Annotated in this window: 20 protein-coding genes; 12 read left to right on the top strand and 8 right to left on the bottom strand. The window is 55.8% G+C overall.

What is annotated here, in order from left to right:
• The first annotated feature begins 70 nt into the window (after positions 1-70).
• Entirely contained in the window at positions 71-2,101 is a 2,031-nt protein-coding gene (locus L383_RS04685) for an alpha-amylase (protein ID WP_023331744.1), read from the top strand.
• 198 nt (positions 2,102-2,299) lie between these two features.
• Positions 2,300-3,556: a valine--pyruvate transaminase gene (avtA, locus tag L383_RS04690; protein ID WP_023331743.1), complete on the top strand. Its 1,257-nt coding sequence runs from the start codon at positions 2,300-2,302 to the stop codon at positions 3,554-3,556.
• A 56-nt stretch (positions 3,557-3,612) separates the two neighbouring features.
• On the opposite strand, the gene L383_RS04695 is transcribed toward avtA, so the two are convergent.
• Positions 3,613-4,422, bottom strand: a complete 810-nt coding sequence (locus L383_RS04695) for an AraC family transcriptional regulator (RefSeq protein ID WP_014882029.1) — start codon at positions 4,420-4,422, stop codon at positions 3,613-3,615.
• 225 nt (positions 4,423-4,647) lie between these two features.
• Between L383_RS04695 and L383_RS04700 the strand changes: the two genes are divergently transcribed.
• Together L383_RS04700 and L383_RS04705 are read left to right on the top strand one after the other, a co-directional pair.
• Positions 4,648-6,048: an MFS transporter gene (locus tag L383_RS04700; RefSeq protein ID WP_023331742.1), complete on the top strand. Its 1,401-nt coding sequence runs from the start codon at positions 4,648-4,650 to the stop codon at positions 6,046-6,048.
• Positions 6,049-6,058: 10 nt separating this feature from the next.
• On the top strand, positions 6,059-8,008 hold the full coding sequence (locus L383_RS04705; RefSeq protein ID WP_023331741.1) for a glycoside hydrolase family 127 protein: 1,950 nt from the start codon (positions 6,059-6,061) through the stop codon (positions 8,006-8,008).
• A gap of 74 nt (positions 8,009-8,082) precedes the next feature.
• Here the strand turns inward: L383_RS04705 and L383_RS04710 are convergent, their stop codons facing one another.
• A complete protein-coding gene (locus tag L383_RS04710; protein WP_014882026.1) occupies positions 8,083-8,823 on the bottom strand; it encodes a MipA/OmpV family protein in 741 nt (246 codons plus the stop codon).
• 116 nt (positions 8,824-8,939) lie between these two features.
• Between L383_RS04710 and L383_RS04715 the strand changes: the two genes are divergently transcribed.
• The gene (locus L383_RS04715; protein WP_063161495.1) at positions 8,940-9,905 is read left to right on the top strand and encodes a LysR family transcriptional regulator; all 966 of its coding nucleotides are present in this window, start codon (positions 8,940-8,942) and stop codon (positions 9,903-9,905) included.
• Here the strand turns inward: L383_RS04715 and aldB are convergent.
• The 6 genes from aldB to L383_RS04745 all read right to left on the bottom strand — a co-directional run bounded on the left by aldB (position 9,902) and on the right by L383_RS04745 (position 17,054).
• On the bottom strand, positions 9,902-11,440 hold the full coding sequence (aldB, locus tag L383_RS04720) for an aldehyde dehydrogenase AldB (protein ID WP_014882024.1): 1,539 nt from the start codon (positions 11,438-11,440) through the stop codon (positions 9,902-9,904). The genes L383_RS04715 and aldB overlap by 4 nt on opposite strands.
• Before the next feature lie 86 nt (positions 11,441-11,526).
• Positions 11,527-13,374 (bottom strand): selenocysteine-specific translation elongation factor, encoded by a 1,848-nt coding sequence (gene selB, locus L383_RS04725; protein WP_023331739.1) that lies wholly within the window; start codon positions 13,372-13,374, stop codon positions 11,527-11,529.
• Positions 13,371-14,756: an L-seryl-tRNA(Sec) selenium transferase gene (gene selA, locus L383_RS04730; RefSeq protein ID WP_023331738.1), complete on the bottom strand. Its 1,386-nt coding sequence runs from the start codon at positions 14,754-14,756 to the stop codon at positions 13,371-13,373. The genes selB and selA overlap by 4 nt, the downstream gene beginning before the upstream one ends.
• 103 nt (positions 14,757-14,859) lie before the next feature.
• On the bottom strand, positions 14,860-15,468 hold the full coding sequence (locus L383_RS04735; protein ID WP_014882021.1) for a glutathione S-transferase: 609 nt from the start codon (positions 15,466-15,468) through the stop codon (positions 14,860-14,862).
• 90 nt (positions 15,469-15,558) lie between these two features.
• Positions 15,559-16,695: an HlyD family secretion protein gene (locus tag L383_RS04740; RefSeq protein WP_014882020.1), complete on the bottom strand. Its 1,137-nt coding sequence runs from the start codon at positions 16,693-16,695 to the stop codon at positions 15,559-15,561.
• Positions 16,696-16,697: 2 nt separating this feature from the next.
• Positions 16,698-17,054, bottom strand: coding sequence for a DUF3302 domain-containing protein (locus L383_RS04745; RefSeq protein WP_014882019.1), 357 nt, complete (start codon positions 17,052-17,054; stop codon positions 16,698-16,700).
• A 661-nt stretch (positions 17,055-17,715) separates the two neighbouring features.
• Between L383_RS04745 and L383_RS04750 the strand changes: the two genes are divergently transcribed.
• The 7 genes from L383_RS04750 to lldD all read left to right on the top strand — a co-directional run bounded on the left by L383_RS04750 (position 17,716) and on the right by lldD (position 25,763).
• Positions 17,716-19,623, top strand: coding sequence for a PTS mannitol transporter subunit IICBA (locus tag L383_RS04750; protein WP_014882018.1), 1,908 nt, complete (start codon positions 17,716-17,718; stop codon positions 19,621-19,623).
• 102 nt (positions 19,624-19,725) lie between these two features.
• Positions 19,726-20,874: a mannitol-1-phosphate 5-dehydrogenase gene (gene mtlD / locus L383_RS04755; protein ID WP_014882017.1), complete on the top strand. Its 1,149-nt coding sequence runs from the start codon at positions 19,726-19,728 to the stop codon at positions 20,872-20,874.
• Complete coding sequence (gene mtlR / locus L383_RS04760; RefSeq protein ID WP_023331737.1) at positions 20,871-21,461, top strand: mannitol operon repressor MtlR; 591 nt, start codon at positions 20,871-20,873, stop codon at positions 21,459-21,461. Before mtlD ends, mtlR begins: the two co-directional genes overlap by 4 nt.
• A 58-nt stretch (positions 21,462-21,519) precedes the next feature.
• Positions 21,520-21,882, top strand: coding sequence for a YibL family ribosome-associated protein (locus tag L383_RS04765; protein ID WP_014882015.1), 363 nt, complete (start codon positions 21,520-21,522; stop codon positions 21,880-21,882).
• A 271-nt stretch (positions 21,883-22,153) separates the two neighbouring features.
• On the top strand, positions 22,154-23,809 hold the full coding sequence (gene lldP, locus L383_RS04770) for an L-lactate permease (RefSeq protein ID WP_014882014.1): 1,656 nt from the start codon (positions 22,154-22,156) through the stop codon (positions 23,807-23,809).
• Positions 23,806-24,579 carry a transcriptional regulator LldR gene (lldR, locus tag L383_RS04775; RefSeq protein ID WP_023331736.1) on the top strand — a complete coding sequence of 258 codons (774 nt, stop codon included), beginning with the start codon at positions 23,806-23,808 and terminating at the stop codon, positions 24,577-24,579. Before lldP ends, lldR begins: the two co-directional genes overlap by 4 nt.
• Positions 24,576-25,763: a quinone-dependent L-lactate dehydrogenase gene (gene lldD, locus L383_RS04780; protein ID WP_023331735.1), complete on the top strand. Its 1,188-nt coding sequence runs from the start codon at positions 24,576-24,578 to the stop codon at positions 25,761-25,763. The genes lldR and lldD overlap by 4 nt, the downstream gene beginning before the upstream one ends.
• Positions 25,764-25,885: the final 122 nt, after the last annotated feature.

Genomic DNA, 25,885 nt, shown 5'->3' with positions numbered 1-25,885 from the left:
CGCTGGAGGATGAGTTTTTACCCCCCGCCTGATGGCAAACTGGTTAAAAATGCCGCGACAGGAAAATGGAATGAAACGCACCGCTCTGGCTTTTCTGATGCTACCCACACTGGCACACGCTGACTGGTCATCACCGGGGTTTAATAGTTTTAGCGCCGAAGGCACCGGGATTTTCACCAGCCAGGCAAAGCTTGCGAAGGGTACGCGTCCTATTACGCTGAGTTTTGACAAGACGTGCTGGCAGCCATCAGAGGCGATAAAACTCAATGAGATGCTGTCGCTCAAACCCTGCGATGGCACGCCGCCGCAGTGGCGCCTTTTCCGCGACGGTGAATATCAGATGCGGATTGATACTCGCTCCGGCACGCCCACAATGCTGCTGACAATTCAGAGTGCAGCAGAAGAACCGGTGGCAACCGCTATCCGCCAGTGTCCGAAGTGGGATGGTAAACCGCTGACGCTGAACGTTAGCGATACTTTCCCGGAAGGGACAGTAGTGCGTGATTTCTACAGCAAACAGACCGCGACGGTACAGAACGGAAACATTACCCTGCAGCCCGCCGCTGGCAGTAATGGCCTGCTGCTGCTTGAGCGCGCCGAAACGGATAAACCCGCACCGTTTAGCTGGCAGAACGCCACCGTCTATTTTGTCCTGACCGACCGCTATGTGAACGGTGACCCGAGCAACGACAACAGCTATGGCCGCCATAAAGACGGCATGCAGGAGATTGGCACCTTCCACGGTGGCGACCTCAAGGGACTTGCCAGCAAGCTCGATTATTTACAGCAACTGGGGGTGAATGCGCTCTGGATAAGCTCTCCGCTTGAGCAGATCCATGGTTGGGTAGGCGGGGGGACCAAAGGGGATTTCCCTCACTATGCGTATCATGGCTATTACACCCAGGACTGGACAAAGCTTGATGCCAACATGGGTACCGAAGAAGATTTGCGCCATCTTGTCGATGAAGCACACAAGCGTGGTATCCGCATCCTGTTCGATATCGTCATGAACCACACGGGCTACGCGACGCTAGCAGACATGCAGGCGTATCAGTTTGGCGCGCTGTATTTACAGGGTGATGAGCTGAAAAAAACGCTGGGTGAACACTGGACCGACTGGAAGCCAGGTGCAGGCCAAACCTGGCACAGCTTCAATGACTACATTAACTTCAGCGACAAAGCCGCATGGGAAAAATGGTGGGGCAAGAAATGGATCCGTACCGACATCGGTGATTACGACAACCCTGGCTTTGATGATTTGACGATGTCGCTGGCGTTCCTGCCCGACCTGAAAACGGAATCCACCGTCCCTTCCGGGTTACCCAATTTTTATCAGCACAAACCCGATACCCACGCGAAGGCCATCCCGGGATATACCCCGCGCGACTATCTGACTCACTGGCTCAGCCAGTGGGTACGAGACTACGGCATCGACGGTTTTCGGGTCGATACCGCGAAGCACGTCGAGCTTGCGGCCTGGCAGCAGCTAAAAGATCAGACAAGTCAGGCACTGGCGGCCTGGAAAGGGGCGAACCCGGACAAAAAGCTCGACAACGCACCGTTCTGGATGACCGGGGAATCCTGGGGTCACGGGGTGATGCAGAGTGATTATTACCGCCACGGTTTCGATGCGATGATCAACTTTGATTATCAGGAGCAGGCGGCAAAGGCGGTGAACTGCCTGGCCGATATCGACCTGACGTGGCAGCAGATGGCAGAAAAGCTGCAAAGCTTCAACGTTCTGAGCTACCTCTCCTCCCATGACACACGCCTGTTCCGCGAAGGTGGTCAGCGCGCGGCTGAGCTGCTCCTGCTGGCACCGGGCAGCGTACAAATCTATTACGGGGATGAATCCGAACGTCCGTTCGGCCCGACGGGCTCCGACCCGCTTCAGGGCACCCGTTCGGATATGAACTGGCAGGATGTCACGGGCACGCAGGCGTCAACCGTCGCCCACTGGCAAATGCTGGGTCAGTTCCGCGCCCGTCACCCGGCGATCGGCGAAGGCAAGCAAACCACGCTGTCGCTGAAAGAAGGGTATGGCTTTGTGCGCGAGCACAAGGGCGATAAAGTCATGGTGGTATGGGCTGGTAATCAATAATCCCCCCCTCACCCTAACCCTCTCTCCACAGGGGAGAGGGCCGGGGTGAGGGGAGAAAAAACCGCCAGAACAATTCACTGAATAAATCCTTACCCGCCACACAAAACAACAAATCCGACCACACCACCCGATTTGCACCAACACGGTGCTAGCGTTATGGTTACCCACTTTCAAAATAAGCTCGACAGATCACCTGCTATGACGTTTTCACTTTTCGGCGACAAATTCACCCGCCATTCAGGCATTACTCGCCTGATGGAGGACCTCAACGACGGGCTGCGCACACCGGGCGCAATCATGCTCGGCGGCGGAAACCCGGCTCAAATTCCGGAGATGAATACCTATTTCCAGACGCTGCTCGCTCAGATGCTGGAAAACGGCAAAGCGACCGATGCGCTCTGCAATTACGACGGTCCTCAGGGCAAAACTGAACTGCTGGCGCTCCTCGCTGGAATGCTGCGTGACGAGCTGGGCTGGGATATCGAACCACAGAATATTGCACTAACAAACGGCAGCCAGAGCGCGTTTTTCTACTTGTTTAACCTGTTCGCAGGACGTCGCGCCGACGGCACGACCAAAAAAGTGCTGTTCCCGCTGGCCCCGGAATATATCGGCTATGCCGATTCCGGTCTGGAAGAGGATCTGTTCGTCTCCGCACGCCCTAACATTGAGCTGCTGCCGGAAGGCCAGTTCAAATATCACGTCGATTTTGAACATCTGCATATCGGTGAAGAGACGGGCATGATCTGCGTCTCCCGTCCGACTAACCCGACGGGCAACGTCATTACCGACGACGAGCTGATGAAGCTGGATGCGCTGGCAAATCAGCACGGCATTCCGCTGGTGATCGATAACGCCTACGGCGTGCCGTTCCCGGGCATTATCTTCAGCGAAGCGCGTCCGCTGTGGAACCCGAATATCGTTCTGTGCATGAGCCTCTCTAAGCTGGGCCTGCCGGGTAGCCGTTGCGGCATTATCATCGCCAACGAGAAAATCATCACCGCCATTACCAATATGAACGGCATTATCAGCCTTTCACCGGGCGGCATCGGTCCGGCAATGATGTGTGAAATGATTAAGCGCAACGACCTGCTGCGTCTGTCTAACGAGGTTATCAAGCCGTTTTATTATCAGCGCGTTCAGGAAACCATCGCGACGATTCGCCGCTACCTGCCGGAAGAGCGCTGCCTGATCCACAAACCTGAGGGGGCGATTTTCCTCTGGCTGTGGTTTAAGGACCTGCCGATCACCACCGAACTGCTCTACCAGCGTCTGAAAAAACGCGGTGTGTTGATGGTGCCGGGTGATTACTTCTTCCCGGGTCTGGATAAGCCGTGGCCGCACACGCACCAGTGCATGCGTATGAACTACGTACCCGATCCGGAAAAAATTGAAGCGGGCGTCAAAATTCTCGCCGAAGAAATCGAAAAAGCCTGGCTCGAAGACGGTCAGTGACGCGTTACGCCAGATGATGCTGCACAGCGGGCATAATCTGGCGACCCCGAGGCAGGTCAACCAGAATTAATATGCTCTTTACAGTACCGCCGTTTCCAGACGGCGGGCGTTAGACCGGTGTGCTTAGAAAAAATCTGTCGAAAATAGCCCACATCATTAAAACCGCAGCGTGTCGCTACTTCGGTTAATGATGCGGCCTCGTTGAGCAGTAATTTTTCTGCCGCCCGGACACGCTGGCGATGAATGGCCTCCGTCAGGGTTAAATGAAATGTCCGGCGAAATACTCGCCCAAGATAATCCGCATTGCAGTGCAGCTCTTTTGCCAGTAGCGACGTTGAAAGCGGTAAATGAAACTGTGTGCGAATAAGCTGTTTCGCCTTCCACGCCATGGCCGCACCGGCTTCATTGGCGCTGTCTTCATATCCGGAAGGACGGGAAATTTGCTGTAAGATCAGCAGTAAAATGATTTCAAGCGCCATGGTTCGCTGTAATTTCTCCTGCTCGCTTAAGAACTGGCGGAAAAGAGAAATGACAGACTGGGCGTCCCTCACGCGACAATGCTGTTCTATCGCCAGATTGGGTTGTGAAGAGGGGTAATGTTCAATCTCAAAATGCAGCCAGTAAAATTTAAGATCGACAGGGAATTCGCCTACGCCCACGTGTCGCCTGTCAGGCCAAAGCAGTAACGTCTCCCCTGCACGCACCTCAAACACCGTATTTTCTTCCTGGATCGTTAATGTCCCTTTTTCGACAAAAATAATCTCCCACGATGTTAATTTCCGCGCAGGATGGCGACCCACGCCCCGGGAAATAAATAGGCCGCCATTTTGGACCTTAATCGGAAGCGCTATGGATAATTCGAGCATGGATATTCACCATTCCGCTTTTATTGCCATCAATATTCAATTTACGCATTGATTATTAACTAATATCTGAATAACTGTCCGATCGAAATCACATTTTCTTCATCAGGTCGGAATCGTCACCTTTTTATACTTTTCCCTTCCCTTGTTGGCCTTGCCGTTCAATGCAGAATAAATGGGTACCTTGCATAAATACGATAATAAATTCGTTCATCGAGGAGTTACTTCATGACTTCCACACCGATTACTGAATCAGACGTGACACAAGGGGCGGCAGATGACCGGCTGTCCGTCCGCGAAAAAATTGGCTACGGCCTGGGTGATGCGGGCGGGACGGTAATTACCTGCCTGATCATGAATTTCCTGACCTTTTTCTATACCGATGTCTTTGGCCTCACTCCCGCGCTCGTGGGCACGCTATTTATTGCTCTTCGTGTGTTTGATGCCATCTCCGATCCGGTGATGGGCGTGATTGCTGACCGCACGCAGAGCCGCTGGGGACGTTTTCGTCCCTGGCAGCTATGGGTGGCGCTCCCCATCGGGGTTATTGGCGTGCTGACGTTCACCGTACCGGAAGCCAGCATGGGGGTGAAAATCGCCTGGGCGTTTGGTACCTATTTGCTGTTGTCCGTTGGTTATACCGCCATTAACGTGCCCTACTGCGCGCTGATTAACACCATGACTACCCGACACAACGAGGTGATCGCCTGCCAGTCATGGCGCTTTGTGCTGTGCGGCGTGGCGGGATTTCTGGTCTCTGTGGGATTGCCATGGCTGGTCGCGGAGCTCGGTCAGGGCGATGCCGCAAAGGGTTATCAGCTTGGCGTCGGCGTCCTGTGTGCTGTCGCCGTGGTGATGTTTCTCTGCTGCTTCTTCTGGGTTCGCGAGCGCGTCCCGCTGGCGCTGATGGGTAAATTCACCTTACGCGAGCACCTTGCGGGCCTGCGTAAAAACGATCAACTGCTCCTGATGCTGGTAATGTCGTTTCTGCTGATCAACGTTTTCAACATTCGCGGCGGCGGATACATGTACTTCATCACCTACGTCCTGCAGGGCAGCACGGCCTATACCTCGCTCTTTTTCACGATGGTGACTTTTGCGGCCATTCTGGGTACGGTGATCGTCAATCCGCTGTCGCGCCGTATTGATACCGTCAAACTCTACTACTACACCAACCTGGTGCTCGCTGCGCTTGCGGTGGGCATGTGGTTTCTGCCGGGAGGCCCGGCGCACCAGACGCTCTGGCTGGTGATTATTTTAAGCAACGGCGTGATCCTCGGTTTTACCCTGCCACTGCACTTCTCGCTGATGGCTTTTGCCGATGACTACGGTGAATGGAAAAACGGCGTGCGCTCATCGGGCATGAACTTCGCCTTCAACCTGTTTTTCATCAAGCTCGCATGGGCATCCAGCGCCGGGATCATCAGCCTGGTGTTTATCACCGTAGCCTATCAGCCGGGCATGGGTAACCAGACGCCAGCCTCGTTACAGGGCATCACCGCCATGGAGACACTGCTGCCTGCCCTTTTCCATCTGCTGCTGGCGGTCACTATCCGCTGGTGCAGGCTTAACAATCCACTAATGTCGCGCATTGCCACCGATCTGCGCCAGCGTCATGTCCCTTCCTGAGGAGAATACGATGTCCGTAATGGAACCCGATCTGCACCAACTGAAAATCAATGACCCGTTTCTCGGGCAGTATCAACGACTGGTCCGTGATGTGGTGATCCCCTACCAGTGGGATGCGCTGAACGATCGCGTGGCAGAGGCTGAACCCAGCCACGCCATTACCAACTTCCGCATTGCCGCGGGTCTGGAAGAGGGTGAATTCTACGGGATGGTGTTTCAGGACAGCGACGTGGCGAAATGGCTGGAGGCCGTGGCGTGGTCGCTATGCCAGAAACCGGATGCTGAACTGGAAAAAACCGCCGACGAGGTCATTGAACTGATTGCCGCAGCACAGTGTGAAGATGGCTATCTCAATACGTACTTTACGGTTAAGGCCCCCGAGGCGCGCTGGACCAATCTGGCCGAATGCCACGAGCTGTACTGCGCCGGGCATATGATTGAGGCTGGCGTGGCCTGGTTTCAGGGAACCGGTAAACGCAACCTGCTGGATGTGGTGTGCAGGCTGGCAGACCATATCGACAGCGTGTTTGGCCCTGGCGAAACGCAGCTGCACGGTTATCCTGGCCACCCGGAAATCGAGCTGGCGCTGATGCGGCTGTACGACGTCACGGAGGAACCACGCTACCTCAATCTGGTGAAATACTTTATTGAGGAACGCGGCGCCCAGCCTCACTTCTACGATATCGAGTACGAGAAGCGTGGCAAAACGTCATACTGGAATACCTATGGACCTGCGTGGATGGTCAAGGACAAAGCCTACAGCCAGGCACATCAACCTCTTGCTGAACAACAAACGGCCATCGGCCATGCGGTACGCTTTGTCTACCTGATGGCGGGCATGGCGCATCTGGCGCGCCTGAGCGGCGACGAAGGTAAACGCCAGGACTGCCTGCGGCTGTGGAATAACATGGCGCAGCGCCAGCTGTACATTACCGGCGGGATTGGCTCGCAAAGTAGCGGCGAGGCATTCAGCAGCGATTACGATCTGCCCAACGATACGGTGTACGCGGAAAGCTGCGCCTCCATTGGCCTGATGATGTTTGCCCGCCGGATGCTCGAGATGGAGGCAGACAGCCACTACGCCGACGTGATGGAGCGCGCGTTATACAACACGGTACTCGGCGGCATGGCGCTGGACGGAAAACACTTCTTCTATGTGAACCCGCTGGAGGTACATCCGAAAACGCTGGCGTTCAACCATATCTACGATCACGTGAAGCCCGTCCGCCAGCGATGGTTCGGCTGCGCCTGCTGTCCGCCGAATATCGCCCGCGTGCTGACCTCACTGGGACATTACATTTATACCGTTCGCCCGGATGCCCTGTTGATCAACCTGTATGTGGGGAACGATGTCGCCATACAGATTGATGAAAACACACTCCGGCTACGTATTAGCGGTAACTATCCGTGGCAGGATCAGGTGACCATCGAAATAACCTCGCCTGTTCCGGTGACTCACACGCTGGCCCTGCGGCTGCCGGACTGGTGCGCCGAACCGGCTGTTTCGCTGAATGGTGAACGCGTCACTGGTGAGGTCGTTCGTGGATATCTTTACCTCAACCGTTGCTGGCATGAGGGCGACACGCTGACTCTGACACTCCCTATGCCGGTTCGCCGCGTGTACGGTAACCCGCAGGTGCGCCAGCAGGCAGGTAAAGTCGCGCTTCAGCGCGGGCCCCTGGTTTACTGTCTGGAAGAAGCTGATAACGGCGCAAATCTGCATAACCTCTCTTTGCCTGAAAACAGTGCGTTCCGGGTATTTGAAGGCAAAGGCATTTTCGCGCACAAAATGTTGATACAGGCGGAGGGGCGCGGTTATCACGTGAAGGATACGGATGCGCTGTGGCAGTACGATCGCTCGCCGGTACAGCGTCAGCCCCAGACGCTGACCTTTATTCCCTGGTTCAGTTGGGCAAACCGGGGAGAAGGGGAGATGCGGATATGGGTGGATGAAGGCTGAATATTTGCGGTCTGTTGCCCTCCCCCCGGACTGTACACACCCACGGGGAGAGGGAGTAAACCGGCTTTAACGTATCAGAAGCGCCAGGTCAGCCCGGTCATCAGCACGAAGCTGTCGTCGCGGTCGATCATCGGGCTGTTCTTCACGTCATCAGGCAACACGGTGTAGACCGCGCTGGCGTTAAGGTACAGCTTCTGAGTTAACTGATATTTAGCCGCCAGGCCAACGTATGGCGTCCAGCTGTCACCGGCGGTGTATTGCTTCAGACCTGAGCGGCGAGACTCGTTGCCGGATACGCCGTAGTAGTAGTCGTTATAGCTTTCGTCGGTATAAAAAACACCCACAGATGGCGTCAGGGTCAGACGTTCCATCCTGATGGGTCGAAAGTAGGAGACTTCTCCAATCATGCCGCCGCTTTCATCCGTGGCATCGCCAGAGACCGCCACTTTCAAAGAACCCCAGCTTTCGTGGTGATAGTACGCGCCACCGAGGAAAGCGGACGCCTTACGCTCATCAAGCTGTTTCATCTGATGGTCGTCATTGTCATCGGGATCAAAATGCAGCGGCATCCACGATGCGGTCAGGCTGAGTTCATTTTTTGCGTCTTTCCACAGGATCCAGCCGCCCGTGGTCTGGCGCACATAGAAACGATCGCTTTCGTAACTGATTAACGGCACCGCAGTGGTATTTTCGTTATATCCCTTATAAGGCGACTCATTAAATACAGCCCCCGCCCCTATTGAAAAGTCACCGGCCATCGCAGATGTGGCTGCAAATAACGTGGCAGCGATAAGTAAATTGTATTTAATAGTCATCAAAGTAATCCATTTAAACGCCAAACAAGCGGGGCGAATAATAATGGTTACAAATTTGCCAATGCAACGCTGCGGTTTATATAATATTATATATATAATGATATAGATGGGTGCGCATGATGAGTAAATTACAACTAAAACCACGCGAATTAAAAATAATCTCCGTCATCGCCGCCACTCACAGCATTGGTGATGCTGCTGCCCTGTTGGGTATGGCGCAGGCTAACGTCAGTAAATATCTCTCTGATTTTGAAGCGCGGGTTGGACTAAAGGTTTTTGAGCGCACGACCCGTCAGCTTGCGCTTACTCAGTTTGGTGAATCGTTACTTCCCTATATTGACGCTTCGCTGGACAAAAACGATCAGCTCGTGAATTTCATTGCCGATTATAAGCATGAAAAGCGGGGCAAAGTGACCCTTTACGCGCCCACGGGAATTGTCACCTACCTCGCGCGCCATGTCATCCATCAGATAAAAGACATCGGCGACATTCGTATCTCCCTGAAAACGTACAACCTGGACCGCAATGAATTTTCAGAAGGCGTTTCCTTCCCGGATGACTGCGATATTTTAATTACCTATGCACAACCAAAAGATGGAAATCTGGTCGCCAGCGTATTAACAAAATATTCCGTTACGGCATTCGCCACTCAGGAATATTTAAATAATCATCCGTTAGCCGGACCTGACGATTTAATTAATCACTCATGTATTCTGATCGATTCCATGCTGGTCGACGATGCAAATATCTGGCGTTTTCGTACCCATGGTAGTGATAACGTGCAAGATTACAGGGTGACCGGAAATTATATTTGTGACAATACGCAGACGGCGCTGGAGCTGGCAAGAAATAACCTTGGGATCGTATTCGCACCTAAAGAGAGCCTGAAAAAAGAATTAGCGCAAGGCATGCTGGTTCCCTGCTTCCCGCATCAGGAAGAGTGGTGGCTCGATCTGACCGCGATATTCCGCAAACGTGAATACCAGCCCTGGCGTGTGCAGTACGTCCTTGATGGCGTCCTCAATTGCCTGCGCCAGCAAATTGCTCAGGCCGCCCAGGGACGGCCTGAGCAGGGCGACTAGAACAGGCCCAGCGGTTTATCGGAGTAGCTGACCAGCAAACATTTCGTCTGCTGGTAATGCTCCAGCATCATCTTGTGGGTTTCACGCCCGATGCCGGATTGCTTATAACCCCCAAATGCGGCGTGTGCCGGATAGGCGTGATAGCAGTTGGTCCAGACGCGCCCGGCCTGAATGCCCCGGCCCATTTTATAGGCCAGATTACCGTTGCGGCTCCAGACGCCTGCCCCCAGGCCATACGGCGTGTCGTTGGCAATCTCCAGTGCCTCCTCCATCGTTTTGAAGGTGGTCACCGCCAGCACCGGTCCGAAAATCTCCTCCTGGAAGACGCGCATGTTGTTCTTGCCAAACAGGATCGTCGGCTCAAGGTAATACCCGTCCTGCAGATCGCCACCAAGTACCTTACGGCGGCCGCCGGTCAGGATATCTGCGCCCTCTTTCTTGCCGATATCAATGTAGTTGAGGATGGTCTCCAGCTGTCCATGTGAGACCTGCGCCCCCATCTGCGTAACGTTATCGAGCGGGTTCCCGCTGCGGATAGATTCGACGCGGCGAATGGCGCGCTCCATGAAGCGTTCATAGATAGACTCCTGCACCAGCGCGCGACTCGGGCAGGTACAGACTTCACCCTGGTTAAACGCAAACAGCGCAAACCCTTCCAGGGCTTTATCAAAGAAGGCATCCTCTTCTTCCATCACGTCTGCAAAGAAGATGTTCGGGGATTTTCCCCCGAGCTCAAGCGTCACCGGAATGATGTTCTGGGTGGCGTACTGCATGATCTGCTGGCCCACTTCCGTCGACCCGGTAAATGCCACTTTGGCGATACGTTTAGACGTAGCCAGATACTCCCCTATCTCGCCACCCGCACCGTTCACCACGTTAATCACGCCCGGCGGCAGGAGATCGCCAACGATTTCCATCAGCAGCAGAACCGAAAGCGGGGTCAGACGCGCCGGTTTGAGCACAATGCAGTTGCCTGCTGCCAGCGCGGGCGCCATTTTCCAGCTCGCCATCAGCAGCGGGAAGTTCCACGGAATAATTTGCCCTACCACGCCCAGCGGTTCGTGGAAGTGATACGCCACGGTGTCGCTGTCGACCTCGCTGATTCCGCCCTCCTGAGCGCGAATACAGGAGGCAAAATAGCGGAAGTGGTCAATGGCCAGCGGCACGTCTGCCGCCATCGTTTCCCGGATCGGCTTGCCGTTATCCCAGGTTTCTGCCGTCGCCAGCAGTTCCAGATTCTGCTCCATCCGGTCAGCGATTTTGAACAGAATGGCTGCCCGATCCTGAACGGAGGTATGCCCCCATTTGTCTTTCGCGTTGTGCGCCGCATCCAGCGCCAGATCGATATCGCGCTTGCCGGAGCTGGCTATTTCACACAGCGGCTGGCCGGTAACGGGGGTCAGGTTGGAATAGTATTCGCCGTCGACGGGGGCCACCCAGTCGCCGCCAATAAAGTTGTCATAACGAGGCTTTAGCTTGAGGGGAAAACCATACTCGCCAGGCTGGATACGCGAAGAGGGAGGATTGTTTGTCATGACCGTCTCCTTGCTGTTGGTGTACAACAAGGGTAGTCCCGGCTGGCGATTTTCTCGCCAACCGGTAACGGTGTTTACGACGGGGGTCACGGAGTTTCAGGAAATAATAACGAATCTCGCAGAACATGGTCGTTACCGCGGCGACGCGTAAACCCAATACGATTGAAATATTCCAGGATCTGAATCGCCAGCTTGCGCCCTACGTTCAGCCGATCGCGAAAATCGGCTGCACAGGTAGAGCCGCGCGCCTGATCCAGCTCGCGGATCAGGTTAGCAAACGCCACAATGCGATCGTTACGGTAATAACGATCTTTCACGATCGCAACTATCAGCCCCTGCTGCGCCGCGTGGCGTAATACCTGACGCATCGCCTGCTCGTCGGTGTTCGTTTCGCGCGCCAGATCGCGAACCCACCACGGCTCATCACCAAACAGCGAAGCCACTTTCTGCCAGATAACCTCCTGCTCTGCGGTGAATCCGGCTTTGTGATCCGGCAGGTGCAGCCAGCCGTGGTGGCTTTTAATCACCCCGCTTTCGCGCATGTTTTCAATCAGCAGCAGCACCAGCGCATCGTCTTCCATCGGCAGCGCCATGCGGCGCAGACGCTCACGCCCCGGACCAGGCTCATCCTGATGCTGTTCATGATACGTCGCGAGAGTGGTGAGTATTTTGCGCTGCCAGCGTGCGGCAACCGGGGCATTCAACAGGCTATTACCGGCCTGAATAAAGCCCGGCTGCCGGGTCAGCGGGTCTAATCCTTCCCTGCTCAGCTGGCGTGCCCAGGCAAAATCACCCAGGTTCACCGCACCGCGATCGAGATGCACCCGCAGCGCGGCGTTATCATCAGGGGCCTGTGCCAGCGCGGCCAGCCATTGCAGATATTCCGGTTTACGCTTGCCGCGTCGCGGCGAGTTAAGCGCCACCACCCGTGCCCCGGCCAGCGTTTCCCGCGCGGAGATATCCCGCAGAACCAGACGGTCGTTGTCTGCAAGCCAGAGCGGTGAATCGAAAACCAGTTCAGCAAGATCGTTTTCCAGCAGCGACACGCGTCCGGTGATATGGCTGGCCGCGTGGTGAATATGCAGCGGCTGCCACTGAGTCAGCGGCACATTCGTCTGCAGAGAGACAATCACGCGTTCAGACGGCTCTGGCGGAGCATCGGCCAGCAGCCAGTCGCCGCGGTTAAGCTGCTCTTTTTCCGCATCTCCGGCAATATTCAGCGCGATCCGCTGCCCGGCATGCGCCTGCTCTGCGGGCTGGTTCTGTGCATGTAAGCCGCGCACGCGCATCGGTTTGTTAATGCCCGTCAGCCACAGGCTATCGCCCACCTTCACTTCACCGCTCAACGCGGAACCGGTGACCACCAGGCCCGCCCCTTTTACGGTAAATGCCCGATCAATCGCCAGACGGAAGCGATGATGACTTGCGTGGTCACGTGACGTCAGTTGCTGCAAATGGTGACGAAGTTCGTCGATGCCGCGGCCTTCGGTGGCCACGGTGACAAAAATCGGCGCATCGGCAAAGCCATACTCCCGTAAGGTGGCCTGCACCCCTTCGCGCACCTCGCCGACGCGCGCGTCATCCACGCGGTCAGCTTTCGTCAGCGCTACGGTCAGCTGCGGGTTGCCGGTCAGCTGGAGGATTGCCAGATGCTCGCGGGTTTGCGCCATCACGCCGTCATCGCAGGCCACGACCAGCAGGGCATGATCGATACCCCCCACCCCCGCCAGCATGTTAGACAGAAACTTCTCGTGCCCTGGTACATCAATAAAACCCAGCACGCGGCCGTCTGGCTGGGGCCAGTAGGCATAGCCCAGGTCGATAGTCATGCCGCGCTTTTTCTCTTCCGGCAGACGATCGGCGTTTATGCCAGTAATCGCCTGCAGCAACGTAGTTTTTCCGTGGTCGACATGACCGGCGGTGGCAATAATCATTTCATCAACATCTCCAGAAATCGCTCTTCATCATCAAGGCAGCGCAGATCCAGCCACATTCGTCCATCGTAAATCCGCCCGATAACCGGCACAGGCATGGCGCGCCAGCGTAACGACAGGGCCTCCAGGTGGCTGCCGCGCCCGTCACGCGGGGTAAACGTGAGCGCTTCGCTCGGCAGCCTGTCCACCGGCAGCGAACCGCTGCCAATCTGCGACTGGCAGGGCTCAATCCGAACGTCAAAATCAGGGTAGTGCGGGGCGATGCGCGGCAGCAATAACTCGGCCTGCGCACGAATCGAGGCGGCATCACGGGTTAAGAGACGCAGCACAGGCAGGCGGTCGGCCAGCTTCTCCGGATGGAGATAGAGCCGAAGCGTCGCATCCAGCGCGGCAAGGGTCATTTTATCGGCTCGCAGGGCGCGCTTGAGCGGATGCTGCTGCAGCCGGGCAATCAGCTCGCGTTTGCCGACGATAATCCCGGCCTGCGGCCCGCCCAGCAGTTTGTCGCCGGAAAAACTCACCAGGCTGACGCCCGCCGCAATCATCTCTTGCGGCATCGGTTCTTTTGGCAAGCCGTACTGGCTCAGGTCCACCAGCGAACCGCTGCCGAGATCGGCAATCACCGGGATATTCAGTTCGCGCCCAATTTCCGCCAGCTCGGCCTCATCAACCGTTTTGGTGAAGCCTTCAATCTGATAATTGCTGGTGTGAACCTTCATCAGCAGGGCGGTGTTTTCATTCACCGCTGCGCGATAATCTTTCGCATGGGTACGGTTGGTGGTACCGACCTCATGCAGCGTGCAGCCCGCCTGGCGCATCACGTCCGGAATGCGAAACGCCCCGCCAATTTCCACCAGCTCGCCGCGGGATACCACCACCTCTTTGCCACTGGCGGTGGCCGCCAGCATTAGCAGCACCGCTGCGGCGTTGTTATTCACAATGCAGGCATCTTCTGCACCGGTCAGCTGGCACAGCAGATCCGCCAGGGCACGATCGCGATGCCCGCGTCCTGCGCCGTCCAGATCGTACTCCAGCGTCACCGGCGTTCGCATGGCCTGCCCGACCGCAGCCACGGCCTCTTCCGCCTGCTGCGCGCGGCCCAGGTTGGTGTGCAGCACGGTACCGGTAAGGTTGATCACCGGGCGTAATGCGCTTTGCGCGTTCTTGTCCAGCCGATGTTCCACTTCCAGCTCCCACGCGCTACACCAGTCGGGCAAGCTATTTTCTGCCTGAATGGCGCATCGGGCTTCGTCCTGAAGCAGGCGTAACATCTCAACCGTCGCGGTATGGCCGAAACGCTCCACAACAGCATGAATGCGAGGTTCGCGAAGAAGACGATCGGTAGCGGGGATCTGGCTGTAGAGCGAATGATGAGTAGTCATGAAAGCGCCTGGCGAGTAAATATCTTCCCCCCTCCCGACGGGAGAGGGAGTTAACATGTGGAGAGATTGTACCGCCTCCTGCAGCGAAGTGTTATAACCCGCGTCAAGCCTTTGGCGGTTCGGTACGGGCAAAGCTCTCGCGGCTAAAGAGCGTTTCAGCCAGCTTCACCAGCAACGGTCGGTCAACGCACCAGCCGGGGGACACGCGGCGGAAATTGAGATACCCGATGGCGCAGGCAATGGCGATGGTGGCCAGGTTCAGGCTGTCGGTGTGAATTTTTCCCTCCCGGATGAGCTGTTCGCACATATCCAGACTGCGGTTGATTTTTTCCCGCTGGCGCAGCAGTTCGTTTTCTGACTGCTGTGCGGCGGGCCTTGCCTGCTCACGCACGGAAGTCAGCGCCGCATCCATAATGCCATCGGCCAGGGCTTCAATCTGCTTCACCGCCAGCGCCGCTTTTGGGTCAGCCGGCAGCATGGCCGGGGCCACGCCCAGCAGCTCGATATACTCCGCAATAATCGGGGAATCGAACCAGTATTCACCCTCGTCCGTCACCAGCGCCGGAACTTTTCCCAGCGGGTTGTACTGCGCGACGCCGTTTTCAGCGTTGTAGGGCTGTTCATTGACGAATTCGAATGTCATCCCTTTCTCCAGCAGGAGAATCGAGATTTTTCGCACGAAGGGACTGGTGTAGCTACCGATGAGTTTCATTGCCTGATCCTTGATGCCGGAAAAAGGTCAGTATGGATCACGGGATGAAAAAAGGGCAGGTATGGATGTCGCATTCCTGCCCTGGCGGGATTAATGATCGAGGTAGAGGTAGTGCATCCAGCTGGTCATGCGCAGCAACACTTTACGCATTACCGAGACGTGAGCGAAATGGTCTGAATAGACCGCCACCTGGGCATAGATACCGTCTGGTAGCGCATCGACGTCGGCGTTAGGCTCCAGTTCAATCAGCGCCTGTACGCCATCCGTGCCCGGTGTGACGGTCAATGCCTGCAACGCCCCCTGCGCCTGGTACGACCCTCCCGGCACCACCGGCAGGACGCTGGTGAGTTTCCCGGTAAATACCTGGCCCGGCAGCGCATTAAACACCACTTCTGCTTCATCACCCGGCTTAAGACGCAGCAGCGAGTTCTGGCGGAACTGCGCCACAATCTGACGTTTCTGTTCCGGAATAAAGACCATGACCGGACGCAGAGGTAACGCGGCGGCATAGGTCCCCGGACGGATCAGCACCTGGGTGATATAGCCGTTGCTCGGCGCGCGCACCACGGTCTGATCGAGATTGTATTTCGCTTCGGCAAGCTGGGCGCGTAATGAGGCAATCTGCGACTGTTCACCGTTCACCATGCTGTCTAACTGACTTTGAATCTGCGTCTGTTCAGCCACAGAACCTTTCACCAGCGCATCCTGCGCCAGATAGTTCTGCCGCGCGTTGTCGATATCGCTTTCAGAAAACGGGTTCACCTTCGCCCGGCTGCCTTTCAGGTAACGCTGATAATCTTTATACAGGCGGTCACGCTCTGCCGAGACGCGCGTGGTATTAGCGACGGCTTCTGCAAGCTGCGCTTTCAGGCTATCGATATTATGGGTTGCGGTGACCAGATCGGCCTTGAGTCTGTCGACCCGCGCCTGGTAGCGGCCCGGATCAAGTTTAAATAATACTTCGCCTTTTTTAATGAGCTGGTTGTTTTTATCAGTCACTTCGGTGACCACGCCCGTCACCTGCGGTGTAATCGGAATGGAAATAACCGCTTTTTGCGCCGTAAAGGTATACGGATGGTTATAGTTCATTAACAGAATCAGTCCGGCAACAATAAATACCCCGCCCAATGTTGCGGTGGCGAGCGTCCACTGATTTACCGGAATGCGGAATATTTTAAAGATCGCCCAGGCAAATGCCACATAGGTCAAAATAATCAACAGATCCATGATTAGCGCTCCAGCGTGTTCTGATCAGCAGTGGGCTGTACCGCCGCCAGCTTTTGTTCTAATTCGGCCACGCGTTTGGACAGCGCATCCATGCCCGGGACCTCATCTGGCTTTGTAATGTGGTTCTGCATGCCCCAACCGCGATCTTCACGGTAGAGCGTGGCCCAAATCCACAGAAACGGCCAGATGGCATGGAGGGTGAACAGGCTAATCCAGCCTGCCGTATGAATCGCATCGGCATGGGGATGATTACGTTTTTTAGCCATATTATAAGGGATATCATGAATAGCGATAATCCCGTAAAAAAGCACCAGAAATACAAAAATCAATACGCCCAACGCAAAATAGTTGAGAAACATATTTTCCTCACTTAAACAACGTCAACTCATTAAACGAATAAAACAGCACGCAGCCTAATTAATTTATTTTTAAATTTAAAAGGCACACTGGTTATTTCAGAGCCGGGGAGTATCGGTTTTTATAATATCTCCATGCAAGTTTATAAACGTGTCAAAATATAACCTGAATAATAATATACTTAACCTTACATTATGAGCGTAATCCACCTTTTAACTTTTCGCCATACCACACATGAAAAGTGGTTTTTTAGCTTTACGTGTCACTCAAGACTATCCTGACGCCAATTCGCAAAGCAGAGTTTGCCGCCGATCACAGCCAGAGAAATCTGCATAAAAATATTTTGTGAATTCAGTCACAATCCAGAAACAAACCCACAAAACAAAAATGAGATCACAATCACAGAAACACGTAGTTTTTGCTTTGTTTTTCGCCATCGTATTTTTTTTACCCACTAATTTTGTGATTCAGATCACGTCATTGAATGCCACACCCCCTACATTTACGTGACACATATCACACAAATTTTCACTGTCTGGACAGTTGAACGATTCAGTGCCAGATTTCACAGCATCAGAACAGGGCCCGGCTACCTCTGCCGCCGCACATTAACGATAAACCTCGGGCCGCAAGCCTAAGCGTAAACATAAGAAGGGGTGTTTTATGTCATCCGATTTCAAGATCAAAGTCCAAAGCTTTGGTCGTTTCCTCAGCAACATGGTGATGCCAAATATCGGCGCGTTTATCGCGTGGGGTATTATCACCGCATTGTTCATTCCGACAGGGTGGTTGCCTAACGAAACGCTGGCGAAACTTGTTGGCCCTATGATTACTTACCTCCTGCCGCTGCTGATCGGTTTCACCGGTGGTCGTCTGGTAGGCGGTGACCGTGGTGGCGTTGTGGGTGCCATCACCACAATGGGTGTTATCGTCGGTGCTGATATGCCGATGTTCCTCGGTGCCATGATTGCCGGTCCTCTGGGCGGCTGGGCGATTAAGAAATTCGACGTCTGGGTAGATGGTAAGATCAAATCCGGCTTCGAAATGCTGGTGAACAACTTCTCTGCGGGCATCATCGGTATGATCCTCGCGATTCTGGCGTTCCTCGGCATTGGCCCTGCGGTTGAAGTGCTGTCCAAAATTCTGGCGGCAGGCGTTAACTTTATGGTGGCGCACGACATGCTGCCGCTGGCGTCTATCTTCGTTGAACCGGCGAAAATCCTGTTCCTTAATAACGCCATCAACCACGGTATCTTCTCGCCGCTGGGTATTCAGCAGTCTCACGATCTCGGTAAGTCCATCTTCTTCCTGATTGAAGCAAACCCAGGTCCGGGTATGGGCGTTCTGCTGGCATACATGTTCTTTGGTCGCGGCAGCGCTAAGCAGTCTGCTGGCGGTGCGGCTATCATCCACTTCCTGGGCGGTATCCACGAAATTTACTTCCCGTACGTGCTGATGAACCCACGTCTGATCCTGGCCGTTATCCTCGGCGGTATGACCGGCGTGTTCACCCTGAGCGTGCTGGGCGGCGGTCTGGTCTCTCCTGCTTCTCCAGGCTCTATCCTGGCCGTGCTGGCCATGACCCCGAAAGGTGCCTACTTCGCTAACATCGCGGCTATCTGTGCGGCCATGGCGGTCTCCTTCGTGGTTTCTTCTATCCTGCTGAAAACCAGCAAAGTGAAAGAAGATGACGATATCGAAGCGGCAACCCGCCGTATGCACGACATGAAAGCGGAATCCAAAGGCGCGACCCCGCTGGCGGCTGGCGATGTCTCTAACGACCTGAGCCACGTGCGTAAAATCATCGTTGCTTGTGATGCCGGTATGGGCTCCAGTGCAATGGGTGCCGGCGTGCTGCGTAAGAAAGTACAGGATGCGGGCCTGACCAACATCTCCGTGACCAACAGCGCAATTAACAGTCTGCCGCCGGACGTTGACCTGGTGATCACCCACCGCGATCTGACTGAACGCGCCATGCGTCAGGTACCGCAGGCACAGCACATTTCGCTGACTAACTTCCTCGACAGCGGCCTGTACACCAGCCTGACCGAACGTCTGGTTGCCGCGCAGCGTCATGAAGATAACGAAGTGAAAGTGCGCACCAGCCTGCAGGATAGCTTTGACGAGAGTAATGCCCACCTGTTTAAACTGGGTGCGGAGAACATCTTCCTCGGCCGTACCGCGGCTACTAAAGAAGAAGCGATTCGCTTTGCCGGTGAACAGCTGGTAAAAGGCGGTTACGTTCAGCCTGAATATGTCGATGCGATGCTGGAACGCGAAAAACTGACCCCGACCTATCTCGGTGAATCCATCGCGGTTCCACACGGTACCGTTGAGGCGAAAGACCGCGTGCTGAAAACCGGTGTGGTGTTCTGTCAGTATCCTGATGGCGTACGCTTCGGTGAAGAAGAAGATGACATCGCCCGTCTGGTGATTGGTATCGCCGCTCGCAACAACGAGCATATCCAGGTGATCACCAGCCTGACCAACGCCCTAGACGATGAGTCCGTTATCGAGCGTCTGGCCAAAACCACCAGCGTTGAAGAAGTTCTGGCACTGCTGAACAAATAACAGCGCCTCTTCCCTCTCCCCCCGGGGAGAGGGCTAGGGTGAGGGGGAGAAAGCTCCTCACCCCAGCCCTCTCGGGTAAAAACATTGATGAAGGTTAACACTATGAAAGCATTACATTTTGGCGCAGGTAACATCGGTCGTGGTTTTATCGGCAAACTGCTGGCAGACGCGGGCATTACGCTGACGTTCGCCGATGTGAATCAGGTGGTCCTGGATGCCCTGAATGCCCGTCATAGCTATCAGGTCCATGTGGTGGGCGAAAACGAGCAGGTCGATACCGTCTCAGGCGTGAACGCGGTCAGCAGCATTGGCGACGACGTAATCGACCTGATTGCCAGCGTTGACCTTATCACCACGGCGGTAGGCCCGGTGGTTCTGGAGCGTATCGCCCCGGCGGTGGCTAAAGGCCTGGCAAAACGTAAAGCGCAGGGCATCGACACCCCGCTGAACATCATCGCCTGTGAAAACATGGTACGCGGCACCACACAGCTGAAAGGCCATGTCATGGCGGCCGTGGCTGACGAAGATAAAGCCTGGGTCGACGCGCACGTTGGGTTTGTGGATTCCGCCGTGGACCGCATCGTTCCGCCGTCAGCATCCGCCACCCACGACCCGCTGGAAGTGACCGTGGAAACCTTCAGCGAGTGGATCGTCGATAAAACTCAGTTTAAAGGTGCGCTGCCAACTATTCCGGGAATGGAATTAACCGATAACCTGATGGCATTTGTCGAACGCAAACTCTTCACGCTGAACACCGGGCATGCTATAACCGCGTACCTCGGAAAATTGGCCGGTCATCAGACCATTCGCGATGCGATCCTCGATGAGAAAATCCGCGCGGTGGTAAAAGGGGCCATGGAAGAGAGCGGCGCGGTGCTGATCAAACGCTACGGTTTTGATGCTGATAAACACGCAGCCTACATCCAGAAAATCCTCGGTCGCTTTGAAAACCCGTATCTGAAAGATGATGTTGAGCGCGTGGGACGTCAACCGCTGCGTAAGCTGAGTGCAGGCGACCGTCTGATTAAGCCGCTGCTCGGCACGCTGGAATACGGTCTGCCGCATGCCAACCTGGTGAAAGGGATTGCCGCTGCAATGCACTACCGCAGCGATCAGGACCCGCAGGCGATCGAGCTGGCTCAGCTGATTGATGACAAAGGCGCGCAGGCTGCGCTGGCGCAGATTTCCGGTCTGGACGCCAATAGCGACGTGGTTGTGGAGGCGGTTAACGCATACAACGCAACCAAATGATGCACAGTGTGGCGCAGGTTAGCCTGCGCCCAGATAACAGATTGTCAGATATGCAGGCAATAATGGAACAAACCCAGGCCTTTGAAAATCGTGTGCTTGAGCGTCTGAATGCTGGCAAAACCGTACGAAGCTTCCTGATTGCCGCCGTCGAGCTGTTAACCGAGGCGGTAAATATCCTGGTGCTTCAGGTGTTTCGCAAAGACGACTACGCGGTAAAATATGCTGTTGAACCGTTACTGGACGGCGATGGACCGCTGGGCGATTTATCGGTGCGTCTGAAGCTGATTTACGGTCTTGGCGTGCTGAACCGGCAAGAGTACGAAGATGCAGAGCTGTTAATGGCGCTACGTGAGGAGCTCAATCATGACGGTAACGAATACGCCTTTACCGATGATGAGATCCTGGGGCCCTTCGGCGAGCTGCACTGCGTGGCCGCGCTGCCCCCTGCCCCTCATTTCGACAGCAGCGACCCTGAGCTATATGCAATGCAAAAGCTGCGTTATCAGCAGGTTGTCCGCTCCACGATGGTCCTTTCCCTGACTGAGCTGATTTCCCGGATCAGCTTAAAAAAAGCGTTTCAGAAGTAAGCCTGCTCACATTGGTGTATCCTTCCCTGTAAATTCCCCGTTTTCAGAGTTATTTGTCATGAAAGAAGTCGAAAAGAACGAAATTAAACGCCTGAGCGACCGCCTGGATCTGATCCGTCACCAGATGGCGGGTCTGTCACTGGTCGATTCCGCCGAGAAGTACGCCGAGCTGGAGAAAGAGACCGCGAAGCTGGAGGCAGAGATCGAGCGCCTGCGGGAAGTAAAAGGCCAGAAGCTGAGCAACGAAGCGCAGAAGCTGATGAACATGCCACACCGCCGCGCAATCACTAAAAAAGAACAGGCTGACATGGGCAAGCTGAAGAAAAGCGTCCGTGGCCTGGTGGTCGTGCACCCGATGACCGAGCTTGGCCGTGAAATGGGCCTGAAAGAGATGACGGGTTTTTGTAAGACGGCGTTTTGATTTCATGCCGGGTGGCGCTGCGCTTACCCGGCCTACTCTTTTCCCCTTCGCGTGAATTGGTCCAACCAATTGCGCAATCAATCCTCCCCTGGTTCACAATTCCATTATTTCCGCTCACAAAACCATTGCCACTCCATAACATCTGATTAACCATTTGTTGTCATTAACCCTACAACACAACATTGGCAGGACCACTTTTACATAACCTGTGATGCAGAGATGAGCGGAGACTCACCCGCCGCGCAGGTTATCTGGTCCCCAGGAGACCTGCATGAGCCTCTGGCAACAAAACTACGACCCGGCCGGAAATATCTGGCTGTCGAGCCTGATCGCATCGCTTCCGATCCTGTTCTTCTTCTTTGCGCTGATTAAGCTCAAGCTGAAGGGCTACCTTGCCGCGACGTACACCGTTGCCATCGCTCTGCTGGTGGCGCTGTTCTTCTACAAAATGCCGGTCGATCGCGCGCTGGCCTCCGTTGTCTACGGTTTCTTCTACGGTCTGTGGCCAATTGCGTGGATCATCATCGCCGCTGTCTTTGTCTATAAAATTTCGGTGAAAACCGGGCAGTTCGACATCATCCGCTCGTCGATTCTCTCCATCACGCCGGACCAGCGCCTGCAGATGCTGATTGTCGGCTTCTCCTTCGGGGCGTTTTTGGAAGGTGCCGCCGGATTTGGCGCACCGGTCGCCATTACGGCCGCCCTGCTGGTGGGCCTCGGCTTTAACCCGCTTTATGCCGCGGGCCTGTGCCTGATTGTGAATACCGCCCCGGTGGCGTTTGGCGCAATGGGGATTCCGATTCTGGTCGCCGGACAGGTGACCGGGCTGGATAGCTTTGAGATCGGCCAGATGGTGGGTCGCCAGCTGCCGTTCCTGACCATCATCGTGCTGTTCTGGATCATGGCGATTATGGACGGCTGGCGCGGCGTGAAAGAGACGTGGCCTGCTGTAATGGTGGCGGGCGGTTCGTTCGCCATCGCGCAATACCTGAGCTCAAACTTCCTCGGTCCGGAGCTGCCGGACATTATCTCGTCGCTGGTCTCGCTGGTCTGCCTGACCCTGTTCCTGAAACGCTGGCAGCCGGTACGTATTTTCCGCTTCGCCGACATGGGTGCCTCGCAGGTCGATCAAACCCTGGCACGCACGGGCTATACCGCAGGGCAGGTGATCCGCGCCTGGTCACCGTTCCTGTTCCTGACCGCAACGGTAACGCTGTGGAGCATCCCGCCGTTTAAAGCCCTGTTCGCCCCGGGCGGCGCGCTGTACGACATGGTGATTAACATCTCCGTGCCGTTCCTCGACAAAATGGTCGCCCGCATGCCGCCAGTCGTGCATGCCGCCACACCGTATGCCGCGGTCTATAAGTTCGACTGGTTCTCCGCCACCGGGACCGCCATCCTGTTTGCCGCGATCCTTTCCGTGGTGTGGCTGCGCATGAAGCCTGCCGCCGCGGTGCAGACCTTCGCAGCGACGATTAAAGAGCTGATGCTGCCGATTTACTCCATCGGCATGGTGCTGGCGTTCGCGTTTATCTCGAACTACTCCGGCCTGTCATCGACGCTGGCACTGGCGCTGGCCCATACCAGCCACGCCTTCACCTTCTTCTCACCGTTCCTCGGCTGGCTGGGTGTGTTCCTGACCGGGTCAGATACCTCGTCGAACGCCCTGTTTGCTGCACTGCAGGCTACGGCGGCCCAGCAGATTGGCGTGTCGGATGTCCTGCTGGTCGCTGCGAACACCACCGGCGGCGTGACCGGGAAAATGATCTCCCCGCAATCCATCGCCATTGCCTGTGCGGCGGTGGGACTGGTCGGTAAAGAGTCGGATCTGTTCCGCTTTACCGTGAAACACAGCCTGATATTCACCTGCATGGTCGGGGTGATCACCACCCTGCAGGCTTATGTCTTAACCTGGATGATCCCATGATAGTGATGCCCAGACGCCTGTCCGACGAGATAGCCTCTCGCGTACGGGCGCTGATTGAAGAACAACAGCTGGAAGCGGGCATGAAGTTGCCCGCTGAACGCCAGCTCGCCGCCCAGCTTGGTGTATCGCGTAATTCCCTGCGTGAAGCGCTGGCCACGCTGGTCAGCGAAGGGGTACTGGTGAGCCGTCGCGGCGGCGGCACCTTTGTGCGCTGGCAGCATGACGACTGGTCCGAGCAAAACATCGTTCAGCCGCTGAAGACGCTGATGGAAAATGACCCGGACTACAGCTTTGACATCCTCGAAGCGCGTCACGCCATCGAGACCAGCACCGCCTGGCATGCGGCCATGCGGGCAACCGAGGCCGACAAAGAGAAGCTCAAAGCCTGCTTTGAGGCCACGCAAAGCAGCGACCCGGATATCGCCTCCCAGGCTGACGTGCGTTTTCACCTGGCCATTGCCGAAGCGTCGCACAATGTGGTTCTGCTCCAGACCATGCGCGGGTTCTTCGACCTGCTGCAATCCTCTGTCAAACAAAGCCGCCAGCGCATGTACCTGGTTCCGCCGGTGTTTGCACAGCTGACTGAACAACACGAGGCGGTGCTTAACGCCATTCTGGCAGGTGATGCTGAGGCCGCACGCAAGGCGATGATGGCGCATCTCGGCTTCGTTCACACCACCATTAAACGATTCGATGAAGACCAGGCCCGACAGGCGCGTATTACCCGTCTGCCTGGCGAGAATGATATTTCCAGGGAGAACAAAGCATGATCATTTCAGCAGCCAGTGACTATCGCGCCGCGGCGCAGCGCATTTTGCCCCCGTTCCTGTTCCACTACATCGACGGCGGGGCGTATGCCGAATACACCCTGCGCCGCAATGTGGAAGACTTGTCAGAGGTGGCCCTGCGTCAGCGCGTGCTGAAGAATATGTCTGACCTGAGCCTTGAGACGACGCTGTTCAACGAAACGCTCTCCATGCCGGTCGCCCTCGCCCCCGTCGGCCTGTGCGGTATGTACGCCCGTCGTGGCGAAGTGCAGGCGGCGGCGGCCGCGGATGCCAGGGGTATTCCGTTTACCCTCTCTACCGTCTCCGTCTGCCCGATTGAAGAGGTCGCGCCGACCATCAAGCGTCCGATGTGGTTCCAGCTGTACGTCCTGCGCGATCGCGGTTTTATGCGCAACGCGCTGGAGCGCGCCAAAGCGGCGGGCTGTTCCACGCTGGTCTTTACCGTCGATATGCCAACGCCGGGCGCGCGCTACCGCGACGCCCACTCCGGCATGAGCGGCCCGAATGCCGCTCTGCGCCGCTACTGGCAGGCGGTGACGCACCCGCAGTGGGCGTGGGATGTGGGTCTGAACGGACGTCCGCACGATCTGGGCAATATCTCGGCTTACCTCGGTAAACCGACCGGGCTGGAAGATTACATCGGCTGGCTGGCGAACAACTTCGATCCGTCCATCTCCTGGAAAGACCTGGAGTGGATCCGCGAATTCTGGGACGGCCCGATGGTGATCAAAGGGATCCTCGACCCGGAAGATGCCCGCGACGCGGTACGTTTTGGCGCAGACGGCATTGTGGTCTCAAACCACGGCGGGCGTCAGCTCGACGGTGTGCTCTCCTCCGCACGCGCGCTGCCCGCCATTGCCGATGCGGTGAAAGGCGATATCGCGATTCTGGCCGACAGCGGCATTCGCAATGGGCTGGACGTGGTACGCATGATCGCGCTCGGCGCCGACAGCGTGCTGCTGGGCCGTGCGTATCTGTACGCGCTGGCGACGGCGGGTCAGGCTGGCGTGGCGAACCTGCTTGACCTGATCGAAAAAGAAATGAAAGTCGCGATGACGCTGACCGGTGCGAAAACCATTAGCGAAATCAGCAAAGACTCTCTGGTGCAGGAGTTAAGTCGATTACCGGCGGCGCTGGCTCCCCTTGCGCAGGGAAACGCTGCCTGAATACCCCTCCTGTTAACACCGCTGTTCACGCGCCCGGTTCCCCCTTCGGGCGCTTTTTTTGCCGAAAATAACACTTAGATAACAAATTGGATAAGAAAATTTGACATATTTACCCCCTCCGC

This window comes from Enterobacter sp. MGH 37, assembly GCF_000534515.1.
Classification (GTDB): domain Bacteria; phylum Pseudomonadota; class Gammaproteobacteria; order Enterobacterales; family Enterobacteriaceae; genus Enterobacter; species Enterobacter kobei.
This window is presented reverse-complemented; position numbering and strand designations above follow the sequence as displayed.